Origin of the sequence: Paenibacillus sp. FSL H8-0261, assembly GCF_045040645.1 — a bacterium.
Lineage (GTDB): Bacteria > Bacillota > Bacilli > Paenibacillales > Paenibacillaceae > Paenibacillus_AQ.
This window is the reverse complement of the sequence record NZ_CP150297.1, coordinates 3,381,376-3,401,484: the sequence shown is the minus strand read 5'-3', so window position 1 is coordinate 3,401,484 and position 20,109 is coordinate 3,381,376. Positions and strand designations below refer to the sequence as shown.

At 41.6% G+C, this 20,109-nt stretch carries 18 protein-coding genes and 1 pseudogene; 9 read left to right on the top strand and 10 right to left on the bottom strand.

Annotated features, from left to right (window positions below; genetic code table 11):
- Positions 1 to 26: 26 nt before the first annotated feature.
- From MHI27_RS15110 to MHI27_RS15100, 3 genes are read right to left on the bottom strand one after another with little or no spacing between them, the layout of a single operon-like run.
- Entirely contained in the window at positions 27 to 977 is a 951-nt protein-coding gene (locus tag MHI27_RS15110; RefSeq protein WP_405176646.1) for an LLM class flavin-dependent oxidoreductase, read from the bottom strand.
- Positions 958 to 1,320 (bottom strand): hypothetical protein, encoded by a 363-nt coding sequence (locus MHI27_RS15105; protein WP_405176645.1) that lies wholly within the window; start codon positions 1,318 to 1,320, stop codon positions 958 to 960. Before MHI27_RS15105 ends, MHI27_RS15110 begins: the two co-directional genes overlap by 20 nt.
- Before the next feature lie 52 nt (positions 1,321 to 1,372).
- Positions 1,373 to 1,822, bottom strand: a complete 450-nt coding sequence (locus MHI27_RS15100; RefSeq protein ID WP_405176644.1) for an OsmC family protein — start codon at positions 1,820 to 1,822, stop codon at positions 1,373 to 1,375.
- 151 nt (positions 1,823 to 1,973) lie between these two features.
- Between MHI27_RS15100 and MHI27_RS15095 the strand changes: the two are divergent.
- The 3 genes and pseudogenes from MHI27_RS15095 (at position 1,974) to MHI27_RS15085 (ending at position 4,762) form a co-directional block, all read left to right on the top strand.
- Positions 1,974 to 2,457: pseudogene (locus MHI27_RS15095) on the top strand (nucleoside deaminase).
- 141 nt (positions 2,458 to 2,598) lie between these two features.
- Complete coding sequence (locus MHI27_RS15090; RefSeq protein ID WP_405176643.1) at positions 2,599 to 3,570, top strand: glycoside hydrolase family 43 protein; 972 nt, start codon at positions 2,599 to 2,601, stop codon at positions 3,568 to 3,570.
- A gap of 49 nt (positions 3,571 to 3,619) precedes the next feature.
- Entirely contained in the window at positions 3,620 to 4,762 is a 1,143-nt protein-coding gene (locus MHI27_RS15085; protein ID WP_405176642.1) for a glycosyl hydrolase family 8, read from the top strand.
- Between the two features lie 83 nt (positions 4,763 to 4,845).
- Here the strand turns inward: MHI27_RS15085 and araA are convergent, their stop codons facing one another.
- The 3 genes from araA to MHI27_RS15070 are packed head-to-tail and all read right to left on the bottom strand — an operon-like array spanning position 4,846 to position 8,622.
- Positions 4,846 to 6,270, bottom strand: coding sequence for an L-arabinose isomerase (gene araA / locus MHI27_RS15080; protein ID WP_149645589.1), 1,425 nt, complete (start codon positions 6,268 to 6,270; stop codon positions 4,846 to 4,848).
- A gap of 32 nt (positions 6,271 to 6,302) precedes the next feature.
- Positions 6,303 to 6,998: an L-ribulose-5-phosphate 4-epimerase gene (locus tag MHI27_RS15075; protein ID WP_405176641.1), complete on the bottom strand. Its 696-nt coding sequence runs from the start codon at positions 6,996 to 6,998 to the stop codon at positions 6,303 to 6,305.
- 16 nt (positions 6,999 to 7,014) lie between these two features.
- Positions 7,015 to 8,622 carry a xylulokinase gene (locus tag MHI27_RS15070; protein WP_405176640.1) on the bottom strand — a complete coding sequence of 536 codons (1,608 nt, stop codon included), beginning with the start codon at positions 8,620 to 8,622 and terminating at the stop codon, positions 7,015 to 7,017.
- Between the two features lie 262 nt (positions 8,623 to 8,884).
- Between MHI27_RS15070 and MHI27_RS15065 the strand changes: the two genes are divergently transcribed.
- Positions 8,885 to 9,967 carry a GntR family transcriptional regulator gene (locus MHI27_RS15065; protein WP_405176639.1) on the top strand — a complete coding sequence of 361 codons (1,083 nt, stop codon included), beginning with the start codon at positions 8,885 to 8,887 and terminating at the stop codon, positions 9,965 to 9,967.
- 104 nt (positions 9,968 to 10,071) lie between these two features.
- Here MHI27_RS15065 and MHI27_RS15060 read toward each other — a convergent pair whose 3' ends face one another.
- The 4 genes from MHI27_RS15060 to MHI27_RS15045 all read right to left on the bottom strand — a co-directional run bounded on the left by MHI27_RS15060 (position 10,072) and on the right by MHI27_RS15045 (position 14,417).
- Positions 10,072 to 11,199, bottom strand: a complete 1,128-nt coding sequence (locus tag MHI27_RS15060; RefSeq protein WP_405176638.1) for a glycoside hydrolase family 11 protein — start codon at positions 11,197 to 11,199, stop codon at positions 10,072 to 10,074.
- A 313-nt stretch (positions 11,200 to 11,512) separates the two neighbouring features.
- Positions 11,513 to 12,346 carry an SUMF1/EgtB/PvdO family nonheme iron enzyme gene (locus MHI27_RS15055; protein WP_076301104.1) on the bottom strand — a complete coding sequence of 278 codons (834 nt, stop codon included), beginning with the start codon at positions 12,344 to 12,346 and terminating at the stop codon, positions 11,513 to 11,515.
- Positions 12,347 to 12,497: 151 nt separating this feature from the next.
- Complete coding sequence (locus MHI27_RS15050; RefSeq protein WP_405176637.1) at positions 12,498 to 13,133, bottom strand: glycoside hydrolase family 11 protein; 636 nt, start codon at positions 13,131 to 13,133, stop codon at positions 12,498 to 12,500.
- Positions 13,134 to 13,493: 360 nt separating this feature from the next.
- Positions 13,494 to 14,417 carry a ketopantoate reductase family protein gene (locus MHI27_RS15045; RefSeq protein WP_405176636.1) on the bottom strand — a complete coding sequence of 308 codons (924 nt, stop codon included), beginning with the start codon at positions 14,415 to 14,417 and terminating at the stop codon, positions 13,494 to 13,496.
- A 148-nt stretch (positions 14,418 to 14,565) separates the two neighbouring features.
- Here MHI27_RS15045 and MHI27_RS15040 point away from each other — a divergent pair, with 148 nt between their 5' ends.
- The 5 genes from MHI27_RS15040 to MHI27_RS15020 all read left to right on the top strand — a co-directional run bounded on the left by MHI27_RS15040 (position 14,566) and on the right by MHI27_RS15020 (position 20,005).
- Positions 14,566 to 15,117, top strand: a complete 552-nt coding sequence (locus tag MHI27_RS15040) for a TetR/AcrR family transcriptional regulator (protein ID WP_405176635.1) — start codon at positions 14,566 to 14,568, stop codon at positions 15,115 to 15,117.
- 190 nt (positions 15,118 to 15,307) lie between these two features.
- Complete coding sequence (locus MHI27_RS15035) at positions 15,308 to 15,706, top strand: helix-turn-helix domain-containing protein (RefSeq protein ID WP_076301175.1); 399 nt, start codon at positions 15,308 to 15,310, stop codon at positions 15,704 to 15,706.
- Complete coding sequence (locus tag MHI27_RS15030) at positions 15,622 to 16,458, top strand: IS3 family transposase (RefSeq protein ID WP_256716456.1); 837 nt, start codon at positions 15,622 to 15,624, stop codon at positions 16,456 to 16,458. Before MHI27_RS15035 ends, MHI27_RS15030 begins: the two co-directional genes overlap by 85 nt.
- Before the next feature lie 213 nt (positions 16,459 to 16,671).
- A complete protein-coding gene (locus MHI27_RS15025; protein WP_405176634.1) occupies positions 16,672 to 18,459 on the top strand; it encodes a sensor histidine kinase in 1,788 nt (595 codons plus the stop codon).
- Complete coding sequence (locus MHI27_RS15020) at positions 18,452 to 20,005, top strand: response regulator (protein WP_405176633.1); 1,554 nt, start codon at positions 18,452 to 18,454, stop codon at positions 20,003 to 20,005. Before MHI27_RS15025 ends, MHI27_RS15020 begins: the two co-directional genes overlap by 8 nt.
- Positions 20,006 to 20,109: the final 104 nt, after the last annotated feature.

The following is a 20,109-nucleotide window of genomic DNA, read 5'->3' as shown; positions in this document are numbered from 1 at the left end:
TTTAGCATCATTGCATGAAGAAAGGGCTAGTTAGAATTCAAGCAAGCGCGGGCAAGCAACTCAAACGAATGCAACCGTTTCTCATAGTCTGGAATCATAGTAACGATAATGAATTCATCAACTCCATACAAGTGAGATAACTGTTCCAGCTTTTCTTTGATATTTTTGGGTGTGCCTATCAGCAGTTTACGTTCCAAATGCTTGGATTTCTCTTCGGCTGAGCCTTCTTGTTGAAATAATGTCATACCGGAAGAGGCTAGCCGCTCTGCTTCTTCCTCAGTCTCGGCGCAAATAACGCCAACAGCTACGATGGCCCGAGGACTAGCATTAACTGAAGAAGGGATAAAAGCTTCACGGTAAGCTTGCAAAATCTCTTCCCCAGCTACATCGCTCATGAATTGACCAAACACATAGCCTGCTCCAAACTCGGCAGCATATGCCGCACTTTTCTTGTTTGTACCCAGCATCCACAGCTCTGGCGATTCGGGTGGAGTCGGACGGGCGGTTATCTTACGTCCTTCATATGAATAGTTCCCCTGCAACAATTCGGTGACTCCCTTAAGCAGTTCCGGCATTTTCCAAACATTTTCGAGAAAATTTCCGCTCAGCGCTAAGCTTACTTCAGCAGCACCGCCAGGAGCCCTGCCTAACCCAAGGTCGATGCGTCCCGGATATAAACTTGCCAGCAAATGAAAAGATTCCACTACTTTTAACGGCTTATAGTGCGGCAGCAATAAAGCTCCCGATCCGATGCGGATATGCTGTGTTCTCGCTCCGATATGCGATAAAAACACCTCTGTGGAGGTACACGCTAAACCCGGCATATCATGATGTTCGGCAACCCAATAACGAGTATATCCCAGTCTTTCAGCTGTTCGAGCCAGTTCCACCGCTTGTCCTAATGCAAAGCTTGCATCCACATTATCAAATACAGGTACAAGGTCCAAAACGCTAAGCTTAATGGATGTCGTTGTCATGGCTACGTCCTATTCGAGGGTTTCGGTAAAATTCAATCATATCAATAAAAGCAACCTTGTAATCGCCGGCAATCGCTGCCAGATTATACATTCGTCCATGGCCGTCTTCTTTGGACGCGAACACAACATCATGCCGCAGCTTATCCATAATCACTTTGCCGATGAACTGGTGCTCGTATTCCGCATATTTCTTTTTAAACTCTTCATTAAATTCCAGCAGGTCCTGATAAGAACGCTCAAGCATTGCATTTACCAAGGTCAGTTCATTGCCCTCTTTTTGTACCGCTACGTAATAATTCCCACGCTCATCCTTGATCAAATCCTTATACAACTCAACGTTCAAAGTTAATTTCTCCTCTCTGATTCCTAAGGGATAACTCCTTTAGAACTTAACCTTACATACTTGATGTTAGCACTGTTGGCTCTGTGGTAATTTGTACGTTTCCTGCTACAGCTCTGGAAATCATACAAGAGCCTTCTGCTTTATGGGCAATACGAATTGCTTTATCAATATCGTCCTGTGACGCATCTTCGGTAAGTGTGATGATGGGTGAATGTTTGATCGCTTCATATGTGAAAATGTTATTTGTTACATCCACTGTCGCCTCTGATGTTAACGTCAGGCTGGAAGTCGTAAGCCCTGATCGCTCCAGCATAGCTGCTAGTGTAATGAGATAGCAGGTTGCCGCCGCACCCAGTAGCATCTCATCCGGATTCGTTCCAACTCCTGGCCCGCCCATTTCTTTCGGAATGGAGATTTGAGTCTTGAGTTGTCCAGCTTCAATCGTTCCATCACTATTACGACCGCCGTTCCATACGGCATTTAATATAAATGGGTGTTTCATTTCTAGATGTCCTCCCTATCTTGAAATTGCATGACATATTTTTAATCGAATACTTTACATGCTAACATAGAAGAATGCGGTGAACAAACAGGCTCAGGCCTACTGTTCGTGAGATTTATCTATAAATTATATTTCGGGAGGCTCTATCATCATGTTAAACGATACCGATATCAAACATCTTCAGCGTTGTATTGAACTTGCCCGAATTGCACTCGAGGTTGGGGACGAACCTTTCGGCTCCATCCTGGTCTCCAGCAAATGGAGAGGTCTTGGCCGAAGACAGTAACCATGTAGGCGGTGGTGACCATACTCAGCACCCCGAATTCGCTTTAGCTCGCTGGGCAGCTCAGAATATGTCACTGGAAGAACGTAAGCAGGCAACTGTGTATACTTCCGGGGAACATTGCCCTATGTGTGCGGCGGCTCACGGTTGGGTTCAATTAGGAAGGATTGTATATGCCAGTTCTTCGCAGCAATTATCACAGTGGTTAAGCGAAATAGGCATTGCAGCATCACCTGTCCGTAATTTGACCATTCAGGAAGTTATCCATAATGCAGTCGTAGATGGCCCTGTAACGGAGCTTGCAGAACAAGTGCGGGAACTTCATCGACAATTCCACGGACAAAGACAGTAGTAAAAAAAGAACCTTTGAATAAAGGTTCTTTTTTATGTTCTAAACTTTGTGGGGTATAAACTATAGTTGCTATATATACAGCGTCCTAAAGTTCTTATACCATTAACTTTGTAAGCGATTAACTTTATAGGAGGAAATGACTTGACAAAGCCTGTGCAACCCAATGAACCTCTCGTAACTCATATTTATACTGCGGATCCTTCTGCTCATGTATTTGAAGGCAAAATTTATATTTATCCCTCACATGACCTGGATCACGAAATGATCTCTAATGACAATGGTGACCAATATAATATGGAGGATTACCATGTTCTTTCTATTGATGGAGATGGCTCCCCTTGTGTTGACCACGGTGAAGTGCTTCATGTGAAGGATGTTCCATGGGCTAAGCAGCAAATGTGGGCTCCGGATGCAGCATACAAAAACAATACCTACTATTTGTTTTTCCCAGCCAGAGACTATGACGATATTTTCCGTATCGGGGTCGCCACCTCAGCTTCACCTTCCGGACCCTTTACACCTGAACCGAACTACATTCCTGGCAGTTATAGCATTGATCCCGCTGTTTTCGTTGATGATGGCAAATCATATATATACTTTGGTGGTCTTTGGGGAGGTCAACTTGAAAAATGGCAAACCGGCTCATTTGTTCCGGATGCTGAGGGGCCGTCTGAAACGGCACCAGCTCTTGGACCTATCGTAGCGGAGTTGAGCGAGGATATGCTGAGCTTTGAAGGTGAACCTAGAGAAATATCCATCATCGATACAAACGGAAATCCGATTCTTGCTGGAGATGAGGAGAGAAGATATTTTGAAGGTCCATGGGTTCATAAATACAACGGGTGTTATTATCTTTCTTATTCCACTGGTACTACCCACAATATTGTATACGCTATCAGTAAAGATCCGCTTGGACCTTATGAATATCAAGGAAAAATCCTTTCTCCAGTGATAGGCTGGACAACGCACCATTCTATTGTTCAGTTTAAAGAGAAATGGTATTTATTTTATCATGACAGTTCTTTGTCTGGTGGAGCTGACAACAAGCGTTCTGTAAAATATACAGAGCTGAGATACAACGATGATGGCACCATTCAAACTATCCATCCTTAGTTTTTATTAAAATGGACTGCATGCTGTAGTTCACAGGAGGGCGTTTTTGATGACACTGACACAACAAGGTGCTTTTTATACAGGGGAATATCGCAATATATTTAAGGAGCTCGGTTTTTCTGAAGATGATATCAACGCTAAACTCAATGAAACTTGGAATGATTTGTTTTACGGAGATCCGAACGTACGAATATACTATCCGCAGGACGAGGATAAAAGCTATATCCTGGATACAGGTAATCTAGACGTTCGGTCGGAAGGAATGTCCTACGGGATGATGATGGCCGTTCAAATGAATAAAAAAGAAGAGTTTGATCGTCTATGGAACTTCTCAAAGACGTTTATGCAGCACAAAGAAGGTCGCTATGCCAATTACTTTGCTTGGCACTGCAAGCCTGACGGTACAAGGATTTCTCAGGGACCTGCACCTGACGGCGAAGAGTTTTTCGCCATGGCTCTGTTTTTTGCCTCAAAACGTTGGGGGAACGGTCCGGAACCTTATAATTATTCTGAGCAGGCCCAAACGATATTGCATGCTTGTGTACATAAAACTGAAACAGGAGATGGCGACTCAATGTGGGACGCGGAAACGAAATTGATCAAATTCGTACCGGAATCCACCTTCAGTGATCCGTCTTACCATCTCCCCCATTTCTATGATTTGTTCGCCTTGTGGGCTGACGAACGTGACCACATGTTTTGGCGAGAAGCCGCGGAAGCCAGCCGCACATATCTGTTTACTGCATGCCATCCGATAACCGGCCTTGCTCCCGAATATGCTAATTTTAACGGGTCCCCGGCAGAACCCCAGCCTCATGGTGATTTCAGCCATTTTTTCAGTGATGCTTACCGGGTAGCGGCTAATATCGGTCTGGACTGGGCTTGGTTCCAAAAGGACATCTGGCAGGTCGATCAATGTAACCGGATTCAGGCTTTTTTTAGGAATATCGAAGTTTCCGATTACCGGCGGTATACCATTGAGGGACAGCCCTTCGACGAACCGGCACTGCACCCGACAGGTCTGTTGGCGACCAATGCCATGGCTTCCCTTGCTTCTAATGGCCCGGAGGCAGAGCATTTTGTCCGTTTGTTTTGGGATACACCATTGCGCACTGGACTCCGTCGTTACTATGACAACTGTCTGTACTTTTTTAGTTTACTGGCTTTGAGTGGAAATTATCGCATCTATTGAAGGAAATCGAACAAAAAAATAGGACTCCATTCCTCGAGCCTTTTGAAGAATGGAGTCCTATTAATCGTAATAAAGCTTTGCTATTATTTAATAACTACATATTCCAAGTTTACAAGTTTTGCATAAGCAATAATTTGGTCTGTTGTAAGCGTTAATGAAACTACGGTGTGGTGACCGCCACCATTTTCGATCCAAGCTTTAACCCCATCTTGGAAGTTAGGTTTAACATTCCAAAGTACACGAGCTACTGGAAGGTTGGGAGCTGGAACCGTTGGTTCGAAAGCAGTAACTTCATTGATCAACAGTTTGTAATGAGTCCCAAAGTCAGCCATGGAAACAACCACACCGTCTCCTGCTTTACCGTCAAATACTAAACGTGCTGGATCGTCTTTACCACCAATACCCAGTGGAGATACGATAATTTTTGGTTTGTTGCTTGCCAAAGTAGGATCTACTTCAAGCATATGGGATTGAAGAATGGATTCTTGACCAACCGTCAATTCATAAGTGTAATCTTCCATAAAGCCAGTGGATTGGTTATGGCTCATCACTTTAAGCAAGCGATCGAGAGCTGCAGTCTTCCAATCTCCTTCTCCAGCAAAACCATAGCCTTGTGCCATCAGTCGTTGAACAGCAAGTCCTGGAAGTTGTTTCATTCCGTGTAAATCTTCGAAGTTCGATGTGAAGGCGTTGTAGCCACCTTGATCAAGGAATCGTTTAATAGCAATTTCATAGCTTGCTTGAACTCTCACGCTAGCTTCCCAAGCTTCTTTGCTGTTAGTCCCATAATCAAATTCATACAGCTCTGAATACTCAGCGAATAAGGCGTCGATCTCTTCTTCTTTAACTTCATTAATGATTTGTACTAGATCGCCAATACCAAAGTAGTCAACAGTCCATCCAAATTGAATTTGGGCTTCAACCTTATCTCCTTCGGTTACGCCAACGTTACGCATGTTGTCACCAAAGCGAGCGACCTTGATATTGAAACTTTCGTTATAAGCAACGGCTACGTCCATCCATTCTGCAATTTGCTTTTGGACTTCAGGACGTTCCCAGTAGCCTACTACCACTTTGTTTTGTTTGTTCAACCGGGCGTTAATAAAACCATATTCACGGTCACCATGAGCGGCTTGATTTAGATTCATGAAATCCATATCGATCGTTGCCCATGGGATACTTTCATTATATTGCGTAGCTAGATGTAGCAAAGGCTTTTGCAGCATTTTAGTTCCGCGGATCCACATTTTTGCAGGTGAGAAGGTATGCATCCAAGTGATAACACCGGCAACTTCATCGCGGTAATTGACTTCTTTCATGATGTTTGTGATTTTATCTGCGCTGACAGCCAAATCCTGTAACACTAGTGGGTAAGGTAAAACTCCGCTTTTATTCAAAGCATCTGTCATCGTTTGGGCATGCGCCTTAACTTCAGCCAATGCTTCTTCCCCATAAAGATGTTGTGAACCTACGACAAACCAAAATTCTTTTGCTACTGCTGTTGACATATTCATCCTCTTTTCGTAATTTTGTGGTTTAATTATTTTTGTCCGTAATAAGCGTCTTTTCCATGTTTTCGCAAGTAATGTTTATCTAAAATACGTTGTGGCAACTCCTCAGCAAAATGGTTCAGCTCTCTTGCAAACAAATTCATTTTGGATACTTCATCCAAAACTACGCTGTTTATTACCGCCGATTTCGCATTTTTCCCCCAAGTAAAGGGTCCGTGTCCTTTAAGTAAAATACCAGGAACCGCCATAATATCGATCCCACGTTGTTCAAAGGTCTCGATGATTACATTACCCGTTTCCGCTTCGTAACCACGATCGACTTCTTCTTGCGTCAAGAAACGCGCACAAGGAATGGAACCATAGAAGGTATCAGCATGGGTCGTTCCCATGACAGGAACATCTAGTCCTGCTTGAGCCCAAATGGTTGCCCAAGTGGAATGCGTGTGAACGATTCCCCCGATCTCGGAGTAATGCTTATAAAGCACGGCGTGAGTAGGTGTATCGGAGGAAGGTCTCATATCTCCTTCAACCACATTGCCATCCAGATCAACAACTACCATATCGCTGGCTTTCATTGTTTCATAATCTACACCACTAGGTTTGATTACGAATAATCCACTTTCACGATCAATTGCACTCACATTTCCCCATGTATATTTAATAAGTCCTTGTTTCGGCAATTCCAGATTGGCTTGAAAAACCTCTTCTTTAAGTTGTTCTAACATCTTGCCACCTCCATTTTCACACTAAATTGTCAACAGCGGACTGCTCAATCGCCAGACCCTTTTTATAACGTTCGATAAAGGTTTCAAATCCTTTAATGTCGGTTGCCTCTGGATGAATTTCTTCACCCTTAACATCTTTGAACACTTTTTGATCGAGGAAGTCTTCTAAACTTTCTTCCTGATTTTTATTCATCATGTAAGCGGCAAGAATAGCCATTCCCCATGCACCGCCTTCACCGGCAGTCGACATTACGGAAACAGGAACATTCATTGAAGCTGCCATCATTTTTTGACCCACTACAGGAGTCTTAAATAAGCCGCCGTGGCCTAAAATACTATCAATGGCTACATTCTCTTCCTTCGTCAAAATGTCCATTCCAATTTTCAAAGCACCAAAGGCGCTGAATAGATGTGTACGCATAAAGTTGGACAGATTGAATTTGCTCTCCGGCGAGCGGACAAATAGCGGACGACCTTGTTCTAACCCAGTAATATTCTCTCCTGAGAGATAACCATAGCTTAGTAATCCACCGGCATCAGGATCTGCTTCCAAAGCTTTATTTAATAGCACGCTGTACAATTTATTGGCATCCACTTTGTGTCCCATGGCTTCATAGAATTCACGGAATAACCCGAGCCAGGCGTTGAGGTCACTTGAACAGTTATTCGCATGAACCATGCCCACTGGACTTCCGTTCGGAGTAGTAACCATATCAATTTCCGGATAAACCTTGGAAAGTTCTTTTTCTAATACAATCATGGCAAAAACAGAGGTTCCTACAGATACATTCCCGGTGCGTTTTCTTACGCTATTCGTTGCAACCATCCCGGTTCCAGCATCCCCCTCTGGAGGACTAAGCGGAATACCTGATTGTAAATGCAGCGATGGATCCAGAATTTTAGCTCCCGCTTCGCTTAAAACGCCTGCTTGCTCTCCTGCAACATACACCTTAGGAAGTAAATCACTGGTCTTCCACGGATAAGCTTTGCTTGCAACCAGTTCATCAAACTGCTGTATCATGGAAGCGTTAAAATTTCCTGTAGTTTCATCAATTGGGAACATACCGGATGCATCACCAACACCAAGTGCTTTATTTCCAGTCAATAGCCAATGAATGTATCCTGCTAGTGTCGTAACAAAACGTATCTGTGGCACATGTTCTTCTTCATTCAAAATCGCCTGATAAAGATGAGCTATGCTCCAGCGTTCTGGGATATTAAACCCAAACAGCTCGGTCAATGCTTTGGCAGCCGCACCCGTAGTTGCATTACGCCAAGTCCGGAATGGAACAAGTAGTTCATTGTGCTCGTCGAAAGCCATGTATCCATGCATCATTGCAGAAAAACCGATTGAACCAACCGTTTGAAGGGTGATTCCGTATTTTTGTGCAACTTCTTCCTTCATCTCGCGATAGGCGTCTTGCAGACCTTTGATAATATCTTCCAAGTTGTACGTCCAAAAACCGTCCTTCAACTGATTTTCCCATTCGTAACTTCCAGAAGCGATCGTTTGAAAGCTATGATCGATAAGTACAACTTTAATGCGCGTGGACCCAAATTCAATACCAAGCGAAGTTTCTCCCTTATTAATCGCTTGTTCGATGCTTAATCGATTCGATATCACGTTTGTCACCTCTCTGAGAGCGCTTTTTTAAAAGGTCATGATAAGAATTTGCTTTCTTAATTGACAGCTATAGTATAATTTTTTGTACGTACATTTGTCAATTGAATAGTTATATATACATACAAATATGGAGATAATAATGATTTAACTGTATAAAAAAAGAGCCCCTTTCTATTTTTTTCGTTGTCATGCTATAATTTGTACATACAAATTTACCGAATATACGAATAACTTAGCGAACAAGAATGGAAAGAGGAATTACATGAAACCAAAGTATCAAGTGATATTAGATGACATAAAAAGCAAAATCCTTTCGGGAGATTACAATGTTGGTGAACAAATCCCTACTGAATCTGCCTTGCAGTCCATGTACGAAGTTAGCCGGCAGACTGTTCGAAAAGCTATTTTAGAACTTTCCAACGAAGGCTTCCTCCGAAGCGAAAAAGGGTCTGGTACTTATGTCAGCAACCAATATCGTTCGAAGACCGGCGGGAGTTCCCATAAGAAGACGATCGGCGTAATCACGACCTATATTTCCGACTATATCTTTCCTTCCATTATCCGTGGGATCGAGAGCCGGCTAAATGAGGATAATTATTCTCTACTATTAGCTAGTACAAATAACGATGTTGCTCAAGAAAAAAAGGCCCTTGAAATGATGCTGTCCTACGGTGTAGATGGTTTAATTATTGAACCTACGAAAAGCAATCTATATAACCCCAATATTGCTTACTACCTTTCTTTTAAGGAACAGGATATTCCGATTATAATGATTAATGCCTTTTATGAAGAAATAGAACTGCCGTACCTTTGTCTTGATGACGTGCAGTCCAGCTATTTGGCAACAAAAGAGTTGATAACTAAAGGGCACACCCAAATAGGGCTCATTGCAAAAATGGATGATTTACAAGGAAAGTATCGGATGAAAGGGTATATTAAAGCACTCGGAGAATCCAAATTACGATTTTATCCTGAGCAGATTTTTTCATTTAACACGGAGACAAAACAGACGTTATCTACAGACTTGAAGGATTTTCTGAATAAAAATAGAGATACGCTCACTGCTATTGTTTGTTATAACGACGAGGTTGGGTTGGAAGTGGTTCATGCCTGCAGACAGCTGGAGATCACTATTCCGGAGGAATTATCGATTATCGGACAAGACAATTCCTATATCGCCAAAAACGCGAACATCAAACTAACCACCTTGACACACCCACAAGAAGCCATGGGACGCGATGCAGCGGATTGGGTCATTAAGAAACTACAAGGAAAAAAAGACCTTCCAAACAACACTTATTATCAGCCTGTGTTAATTGAAGGTGAGACTGTTGTTAAGAGATAGGTTGTAACAAGGCAAGCAACCCACCAGTCATGGCTGGTGGGTTGCTTTTTTTCATTTTGTCTCTACATTAAGCAGTCCGTCTCCAATTTCCGTGTTTGGAATATTTACTGGATTTCCAGATAATCAAGATAAGCATCCCATGTCCCGTTATCAGCTGTCACGACGAGCTGGATCTCTTGATTTCCGGTTCCATGACTGACATTGTTTAGAGTATAAACGGCGGGACTGCTTCCCCCGAAGTAAAAGGTGCCCTTGGTCACTCCTCCGATTTTCAAATCGACTCTCGCCATATTAGAGTTATTCGAAGCCCCGCGGAGTGAAAAATTATGGGTAACAGTCGTAAAATTCTGTGTGTATTTCACTAAATCATTGTTGGCGTATAAAGCCACTCCAGAGAATGGTGAGCTTATATTGGAGGTATACTGACCACTTTTGGTCATATTTTCAGCTTCTATTTTTGTACTTGTGCCCGGATTTGGTGTGGAGGTTGGGTTTGGCGTTGAAGTCGGATTAGGCGTTGGCGTCGGATTCGTACCTCCGCTACCTCCGATCGTAATTGTATTGCTAGTCACGGTAGCTGTTCCACTACTTTGATAACCCTCTACCGTAAGCGAAGTTTCATACATCTTCCCCATTGACATTCCTCTGCTCTCCCACGCTTTAAAGTGTTCACTAACAGATATGGTTCCGCTTGTACGTTTGGTCGTCCGGACACTCCAATATTGTTTAAAGGTTGCTGTGCCTTTAATTGAAGGTTGGTTGACTCTGGTAGTCTCATATATGTCATATGTTCCCCCATCAACGGTAATGGTACCTTTAGACGTTCCACCAGGCGGGCGCCAGCTCCCCCAGCTATCAACGATGTAATATTCGATTAGTGGATCAACGGTCCATCCGTAGACACATAAATACGAATTTCCGTTTGGTTGGTAGTTGGCACTGTAGTTAACAGTTATGTTTCCAATTTGCTGGTGTGTCTGGGTCTCATCGAACTTCTTACCTTTACGGAACAGAGCATTTCCGATGTTGCTCCACTGAGCACTGAATGTACCTCCACTATCAAGAGTCATACTCGTGCTACCGGAATCCTTCCATAGCTCAAAGTAGTAGCCGTCTTGGGTGCCACTTTGATTAGATGTGATCGTTGTTGCGGCATTTACACTTACTGCAGGCAATGCAAGCATAAAACAAATAATGATTACTAAAAACAAACGCATTCTCTTTTGTTTCATTTGCTTTCCTCCTCTTGGTTATACTGCAACTAGTCTTGCTAAGATGCTGTGCAACCCGTTTGATCAACCTCCTTTTTATTCCATATTTATTAATGTAAGCGGAAATAATTAGATTTTATCATTGTCCTAATTTTTTCATATGCATAAACTAAAGCTTATACCGTGAAAAGTTTAGATCTTTTGTAGTTGGAAATAAACGAAAATTAAATAAGCTGCTTCCGGTAGAGTACCGGAAGCAGCTTATTGGCTAGATCATTATATCATTGCCTACGAAATGGAGTCTTAACTTAAAAGTGAATAACCTTCCCGCCGTTTATTCACCACGACTCACACGAAAGCCTTGATCAGGTCCCATGCCATTTGCGTCGAACTTGCCTTGAAAAGATATTTCGTTGTTGGTGATGTTGCCGATCCAACCGCCGCCCTTCACAACCCGGAAAGAACCGACATCGCTTCCCCTATCCCCATACCAGTTCCAACACCATTCCCTTACATTCCCTGACATATCATAAAGTCCTAACTCGTTGGGCTGTTTGACACCAACAGATTTTGTTTTATTATTGTTGTTTTCAATGATAGGCCAGTTCCATTTTCCCGATAAATATTTATCTCCAGCGTTTTTCCAATACCATGCTACCTCATCTGCATTATTGCTTCCACTGTAGGTGTAACTCTTGCTTAATTGACCTCCACCTGCAGCATATTCCCACTCTGCTTCTGTCGGTAATCGATAACCATTAGCACCTTCATTGATCGTTACGGTCCATTTTATATTATCGTTTTCGCTCTTATTATTTGTATCTATTTTATTCTTATCTATATTGTAATAGGGTGTTAAACCCTCTTTTATACTCCGCTTATTACAGTACTCAACAACGTCATACCAGCTAACCATTTCAACCGGCAAATTGTCGCCCTTGAATTCTGAGGGATTACTTTCCATTACCTCAATCCATTCTTTTTGAGTTACCTCATATTTACCGATATAAAAGTTCGATAGGGTTGCACCATTGTAGTTGGACTTTGTGTTTATAAAAGTCCCTCCCTTTACAAATACATTGTCATTACTCGTTTCAGGCTTTTCTTGTGAGCAAGCGCTGATAACAACTATTGTTGCTATAAATAGGAAACTCAATAGTTTTCTCATTGATTTATCTCCTTTGAACGGATAGGAAAATAAAAAGTCGTGACGATGATCTTAGTAGTATGTAAGTATTCTTTTGGAATAAATAAGGCCGCCGGTTGTGAGACCGGCAGTCCTTAGTATTATCATCGATTAAGAGGCTACAGTTTACCTGTTACCACACCGTTACGTTAGAGCTCCCACTACTTTGATATCCCTCAGTAGCTAACACTTGGTAAGCCCAACTACTTCCCAAATTCATTCCATATTTCTTCCATGCGTTAACGTGGTTGCTAAAAGTGATAGCAACATTACTCCCAGTTGCTCTCTTCGACTGTCTTACACTCCAGAACTGAGTGAAAGTTGCAGTGCCGTCAATAGAAGGTGCGTTGGTTCGGGTAGTCGTATAGATGTCATATGTGCCACCATCACTGGTTACGGTACCTTTAAATGTTCCAGTTGGTCTATAAGTGCCCCAGCTATCAACGACGTAATATTCTATGAGTGAGTTTCTCGTCCACCCATAGAGTGTCAAATATCCATTACCGGAAGGCGCCCAGACTCCGGCATTGTAGTTTATTGTCCTTGTTGGTGATCCGGTATTCCAGCCTTTACCGACAACAAAGTTCCCGGTGTTTGACCATGTAACACTGTAATTCCCACCGGATCCATTCGTAGCATTTACTGTTCCTCCACCATCAGTCCAATTTTGCCAATAATCTGTCGCTGCATTTGTAGTCGCTGCAAACAAGCTAAAGCTCATAGTAGCTGCGAAGAATACAGTCAAGATTTTATTATTCATCTTAAACATAATCTACCTCCTAAGATTTTTTTTTTGATTACATACTACTTGACTGACTTCTAGTATTCCAAGCAATCGTCTGTGGTTTTCTTTGTTGTTTGGTAAAACTCCCGAGATCACCACATCCTTCCATTTATATAATTGTAAGCGATTTCAAATAGAAGTTTATCATAGCTTACGTACAATTTAATCTGTTCAAATTAAAGGTTTTACCCCAAAAAGTATTGTTCTTTTGTGGTTATAAATGGAAATATAAAGAAATTACAGACAAAAAAAGAGGACTTAGCGTCCCCCTTTTACTTGTCATATATCAGATTAATTATGTTCATTACAAGCCCCTCCACAATACTATAATATTTTAACAAAAAATTACTGAACATGTATTTCTGATTTGATATCATGTTGACTTAAAAATTTCATTAAATCATTACTCAGCTGCACAATCTCATTGTTAGCATTATTCGCATAATCCGGCAACATCATATCCCTAACCATTTTAGTTCGTAGCCATCTCATAAAGAAAAGGTCCAAAAATAAGTTTGGAAATTTAAGCACCATTTTAAGCATTGGTGGATCAATTGAAACGCCAGCTTTTTGTATTGCCCTTAAATACGCTTTTAAAGTGAATGTTATTTTGTGTGCCGTCTTTCTAGTTCTGGCTGTTTTTTTGTCAATGATCTTATTCTCAGAATGCAAAAAGCTCAACATGGCAATGTCTGATACGGAATATGTGATTAGATACGCTTGCATATCTTTTTTAATAACGTAGGGAAGCTTTGCAGTTTTAAATAATTTTGCAAGGTTTTCTATGCGCTCTGTCACTACACCATTAATTTTTCCAAATGCAGTTGCCGCTATAAACTTTGGTAGAAATCGAGCATGCAATACTCCATCTTTAATCTGTCCGCCGAAGCCGGGAAAAGCTGGTAAAAGTCTATCCCCTACGATATCCAGCCACGAAGAAAATCCAATTGAATTACTAGTCATCGTAACTATATTTTTGCTTTGATTATCTTTGAGCGCTAACAACACTGCTTCGGACCGATCATAACGAACGGTAACGAAAATAAAATCGTATACATCGTCATTTTCGAGCGTATCAATGACATTCACTTGTATCGATCTAACTGTACCTTTTTCTATATACTGCAGGCCATTTTCTCTTAATGATTTATATCTATTCGAATGTGCAAACAAGCTAACGTCAAACCCAGCTTCAATAAGCTTAATTGCGTACATGCTCCCGATGACACCTGCACCAAAAATTAAAATTCTATCTTGTTTTGCTGACATATAAACCACCCCTACTTATTAATATTCCCTTTTGATTATCCGACAACATGTTGTATGATGTGATTATAAATCTTCATTATTCCTTGATCAACCATCAGTTTTTTATGATTTGTCGGATGATATTCTTATTCACTAGTAGGAGGGAAACATGAAAAAGCAACCCCAAATAACGGAGAAAACAAAACAAAAGTTTGTAGAAGTTTTTTGTGAGTTATATAGCCAAAAGCCGATTGAGAAAATTTCGATTCAGGAAATTTCGAATAGGTCAGGATATAACCGCAGCACCTTTTATCAATACTTTACTGACATTTACGAATTGTTAGACTCTGTTGAAAATGACCTATTGAATGAAATGAAAAAAGAATTGGCAAATAAAGAGCTATCGATGGATAAGGTTCAAGATACGCTCTATTGTCTGGATAAAAAAGAACATCTCCTGGTTCTTAATGCCCTTTTGAGTGATTATGGAAGTGTCCGTTTTTTAAAACGCTTAAAAAAAGAAATCACTTTGGATCAATTAGAATTAAACGTTCCGCAAAACCAATCCTTAACGCCATACTTCATTGAGTTTTACCTGACAACTGCCCTTTCTTTATTTCGTCTTTGGCTCCAGCGTCAAAAGGATTTATCGTCAGAAGAATTTTTCAAGTTAGTAGAGAACCTATATTCAAAAGGGATTACACCCTATTTCAAAGAATGAGTCTGTCATTCAAACCAAATCCTCATAAGGGTCCGCATTCTGGTTTAAGAATTATTCTTCGGTAAAGAAAATCGAGACCATTCAATTGGATAAAAAAAACCACTGATCTAGTTGCTGAAGTGCACCCCTTAGAATAGACATTGGATAAAACCCCTGGTTTGTCCGATGAAATTCTAGGGGGTGTATTTTTATGGCGATTAAAGGACAGAAGTTCAAAACTTACTCGGATGAGATTAAAAAAGAGGCCATTCGTTTACATGTGGAGGAAAGATGGACTTACCGGAAAATTACGGAGCATTTTGAGATTCAAGACCAAGGGCGGGTAAAGAAATGGATGAAGAAATACCGAGAGCTAGGGGAATTTGGGTTACTAGATCAACGGGGGCGTCGTAAAGAATATATCGATCAAGATAGGTATGTTCAAAAGCTCAGACGGGAAAATGAAATGCTAAAAAAGTGCTTGGAAATCTGGATGCAGGAGGTGAAACGCACAAATATAGAACCATTGAGAGCGCTGCAAAAGAGTATGCCGTTAGCGACCTGTGTAAACTCTTTAGGGTCTCCAGAAGTGGATACTACGCTTTCTTGAAGCGCAAAGGAACAGATCGGGATCAGGAAGCAAAGGCGCTCATTCAAAAGGTATATGAACGGTATAACGGAGTCTACGGTTATCGCCAAATTCAATTATTCTTGCTACAAGACCACGGGGTTTGGATGAATCATAAGAAGGTACTCAGAATTATGCAGGATTTAGGCATTCGTTCGAGGATCCGCCGAAAACATCGTTTTAATTATGCTACTTCCGAAGGAGATCGTGTGGCGAAAAATATATTGAAACGGGATTTCAAAGCGGATGCTCCCAACCAAAAATGGGTGACAGACATTACGCAATATCGCATAGGCGAAAAGTGGCTCTATCTTTCAGCTATTAAAGATTTGTTCAATAACGAAATTATTGCTTATCAAATGAGCGCTAGGAACGACAATGAACTGGTTCTCCGGACCTTTCAGCAGGCGTGGAGTCAACAAAAAGACGTGACCGGACTGATCGTTCACAGCGATCAGGGGTTCCAGTACACGTCTCATGCATACCACGACATGCTGCCAAAGGTTGGCGCCCGAATCAGCATGTCTCGCCGAGGCAATTGTTATGACAACGCCTCTATGGAGAGCTTCTTCTCGCATCTCAAAACGGAAGGACTCTATCCTTATGATATCCGAAATATCGATGAGGCACAAAGGAAAATTGAAGATTACATTCGATTTTATAACCAACATCGGCCACAACGAAAGCTAAATAAGCTGCCTCCGGTAGAGTACCGGAAACAGCTTATTGCCTAGGGTCTTTTTTCAGCGTCTATAAAATGGGGGCTTGACCATTGCCTAGATCAGTGGTTTTCTTTTTTTTGTAGATTTTTATATAATATATCCTCTTTCCAAAACTCCATAACAGAAGACAATAAATCCCTAAATGATCACATATAATGGAAGTTCGTTAAACGATATACTTTTATGTAAGCGTTAACATTCCGTTGCAGGAGGTGGCCCTTAGTCGTGTATGCTCGTATCATCACTCTTATGAATAATCTAAGACTCAGAACGAAGTTATTTCTATCATTTGGCTGTGTCGTTCTAATCCCGGTCTTAATTGTAGGGCTGTTCCTTACAAATGAACTACGGAATATGGCAATGGCTAATGCGCTTGAGCAGATTACAGCCAACGTGGATCGAGTGAAAAAACGGACTGGCGAAATGCTCAACATCCCGCTTGATATTGCTTATCGCCTATCGAATGATAGCCGACTTGAAGAGGTTGCCAATCATCGTTATGAGTCTGTCTATGATGTTGTTGAAGCTTACTGGAACTATCCTGATTTCCGTGATTTTGTTCGACTATACAACGAAGTTTCCAGTATCCGCTTATATATCGATAACCCAACGGTTCTCAACAACTGGGAGTTTCTACAGACGAATGAGAGTGTTACACAGGAACAATGGTACCAAACCGCACTAGCCCAAAGGGGACTGGTATGCTGGAATTATATTCGAGACAACCGTAATGGACAATATTATTTAAGTCTAATCCGAAAGGTCAATTTTTTTAAGGCGAGAACCACCGGTATGCTAGTCGTGAATGTGAATACCAAAAAGCTCAATGCGATCCTCAACCAAGAATCTTTTGAAACTCTTATTATGGATGAGAACGACAATATTGTCGCCTCAAATCGTGTAGATACACAAGATAAATCACTGTCGAATATTGACCTAGCAACCTTATCCGCTACAGGGCAAGGTCCCCACGATGTAACCATTGATGGCAAACCCTTCAAAATGGTGATCGATCACTGGCAACCCGGAGGAAGCTTGAATAGCCTGCGTATCATTTCCATTTTTTCTGTAGCAAGCATCGTCGATGAGCCCAACCGAATTATCTTTCTAGCTTCAATTGTAATTCTTTCGGCAATGATTATGGCTATTCTGTTGATTTACTATGTCTCGCGGCTACTCACCGGAAGGATGCTACATTTGAGCAAACATATTTCTAAGGTCGCTGCGGGAAATTTAGGAGCCACGCTTGTTATTGACGGTAAAGATGAAATCGGTCAGCTTGCCAGACAATTCAATCATATGGTTCGGAACATTAATGAACTAATGAGTGAGGTACAAGAATCCAATCGACAGAAAAATGCGACTCAGCTTAAGCAAAATGAAATTAAATTCAAGATGATGGCCAGCCAGATCAATCCTCACTTCCTCTTCAATGCCCTAGAATCAATCCGCATGAAAGCTCTTGTCAGAGGACAAGCGGATATTTCTCAAGTCGTTCGACTGCTGGGAAAAATGATGCGTAAAAACCTTGAGGTCGGCAATGGGATGATCAGTCTGCAAAGTGAGCTAGAAACCGTAAACAGTTACCTAGTCATCCAAAAATTCCGCTATGATGACAGACTCACTTATGAGCTACTTGTGGACCCAAAGGCGAATCCTTTTCAAATTCCCCCTTTAATTATTCAGCCCCTGGTAGAGAATTGTGTCATCCACGGATTGGAGAATCGAATTGAAGGCGGCATGGTCCGGGTGGAAATCCGCATAGAAGACAGTTATCTAAAGGTTCAGGTATCTGACAATGGAGTGGGTATTTCAAAAACACGGATACAAGAAATTAGGAAGATGTTGAATAACAATGATGACTATGAAACTAATAATATTGGGATGCGCAATATTCATTTGCGGCTGCAGCTGACCTACGGTCCACAATTTGGGCTGACCTTAGCAAGTCAAATCGGATTCGGAACGCAAATCAGCTTTGCGATTCCATTAAGGAGTGATTCTTATGTATAGCGTGTTGATAGTGGATGATGAGCTGGCGATCCGTGAAGGACTAGTTGCTCTGCTAGACTGGGAGAGTCTTGGATATCAAGTCATCGATTCCGCCGCAAATGCCATTGAGGCTAAACATAAATATGAACTTTACTCCCCTGATTTAATGATCGTAGATATCCGTATGCCCGGTAGAGATGGTCTAGAGCTTGTTGAAGAACTGAGAGCACTTGATCCGGAAATGCACATCATCATCCTCAGTGGCTATGCGGATTTTAACTATGCTAAGCGAGCGTTATCCTTTGGCATTGATACCTATTTGCTAAAGCCTGTAGATGAAGATGAACTACAGCTATACTTGGAGAATCTGTCCATTGAGCTGGATGCACGTATTACTGATCGTAAGAAACAGGCCGAAGTCAAAGTATGGAACCGGGAGATGCTAGTTCAATCCTTGTTAATGGATCGAAGTGCGCAGACTCCGTCAATAATGGAGGCAACCGTTCTTGAAGCAGAATTACTATGGGATTCCTATCAAGTGGTTCTGATTAGGCTGATACTTCAGGACAATGCGGATCATGGACCTTCAACAGTCGTAAAGGTGAGACTTGCAAAAAGCTTTGAAGAAAATGACTGGGGCATAGTATTCTTGCTAGATTCTTATTTGGGGGTTCTGCTTAAGCCCTCATTTCAGAAAGAACTTGTACATAAGTTAATGGTCCAGAATATACAGCAAGTAGTATTTGACCATGAACTTGAATGTATCATCACCGCAGGTGATATGGTGAACTCTCTGGAGGATATCTCCGTCTCCCACCTATCGGCGCTGGCAAGGATGAAAGAGCATTTCTTCTATGACGATACGGGGATGATTGGACCGGATTCCATGAAAATAAAGAATGGGCTGACAGTTAGTCCAGAGGAAATAGAGAATAGGCTGGAGTCCGTTTTAGAACGGATGTTTTTTTGTATGGATACCGGCAGTTGCGTGTTACTCTTCACCCTGATTCAAGAAGCTGGAGAACTTATGATTACCGCCGATTATTCCGAGATGGCCGTGAAATCGCGTTATGTGCGTATCGTCTCTTATCTACTCAACAAACTCTCGTTTCAATATAAGGATCTGAGTCCTCTGCACAGCAACATGGATGAGCAAATTGAACAAATCTATAAACATACCTCTCTGCCTCAATTGCAGCGCTATGCCTCCACTCTTCTTGAGTATTATGCAAAAGGCATTACCCGCGACGATATGGAGGTCTTCCTAAAGCGGATGCTGGACCTCATCCATCGACATTATAATAAGAATCTTAAGCTCGACACGCTAGCGGATGTATTTAGTTATAGTAGCGCTTATCTAGGGAAGCTTTTTAAGAACAGCACGGGGTATTCCTTTAACAGCTATCTAGATAATGTCCGCATGGAGAAGGCCAAGGAACTGCTTACTCAAGGCTACAAAATCCATCAGGTCGCAAACGAAGTGGGCATCAGTGATGTAGATTATTTTCGTGAAAAATTCAAGAAGCATGAAGGTGTCTCTCCCTCCGACTACCGCAGAAAGAATTGAAAAAGACTCAACATTTTTCAGAAAACGCTTACGAAAATAACAGATATACCCCTGTTTTTTATATAAAATATTCGGGTGTTTCTTTCACTTTCTGTAGATTATGA

Bases quoted from the DNA above. Each gene is read 5' to 3' on its own strand.
- MHI27_RS15110 (WP_405176646.1), bottom strand. From the start codon at position 977: ATGACAACGACATCCATTAAGCTTAGCGTTTTGGACCTTGTACCTGTA.
- MHI27_RS15100 (WP_405176644.1), bottom strand. From the start codon at position 1,822: ATGAAACACCCATTTATATTAAATGCCGTATGGAACGGCGGTCGTAAT.
- MHI27_RS15085 (WP_405176642.1), top strand. From the start codon at position 3,620: ATGACACTGACACAACAAGGTGCTTTTTATACAGGGGAATATCGCAAT.
- araA (WP_149645589.1), bottom strand. From the start codon at position 6,270: ATGTCAACAGCAGTAGCAAAAGAATTTTGGTTTGTCGTAGGTTCACAA.
- MHI27_RS15075 (WP_405176641.1), bottom strand. From the start codon at position 6,998: ATGTTAGAACAACTTAAAGAAGAGGTTTTTCAAGCCAATCTGGAATTG.
- MHI27_RS15065 (WP_405176639.1), top strand. From the start codon at position 8,885: ATGAAACCAAAGTATCAAGTGATATTAGATGACATAAAAAGCAAAATC.
- MHI27_RS15060 (WP_405176638.1), bottom strand. From the start codon at position 11,199: ATGAAACAAAAGAGAATGCGTTTGTTTTTAGTAATCATTATTTGTTTT.
- MHI27_RS15055 (WP_076301104.1), bottom strand. From the start codon at position 12,346: ATGAGAAAACTATTGAGTTTCCTATTTATAGCAACAATAGTTGTTATC.
- MHI27_RS15050 (WP_405176637.1), bottom strand. From the start codon at position 13,133: ATGTTTAAGATGAATAATAAAATCTTGACTGTATTCTTCGCAGCTACT.
- MHI27_RS15045 (WP_405176636.1), bottom strand. From the start codon at position 14,417: ATGTCAGCAAAACAAGATAGAATTTTAATTTTTGGTGCAGGTGTCATC.
- MHI27_RS15040 (WP_405176635.1), top strand. From the start codon at position 14,566: ATGAAAAAGCAACCCCAAATAACGGAGAAAACAAAACAAAAGTTTGTA.
- MHI27_RS15035 (WP_076301175.1), top strand. From the start codon at position 15,308: ATGGCGATTAAAGGACAGAAGTTCAAAACTTACTCGGATGAGATTAAA.
- MHI27_RS15020 (WP_405176633.1), top strand. From the start codon at position 18,452: ATGTATAGCGTGTTGATAGTGGATGATGAGCTGGCGATCCGTGAAGGA.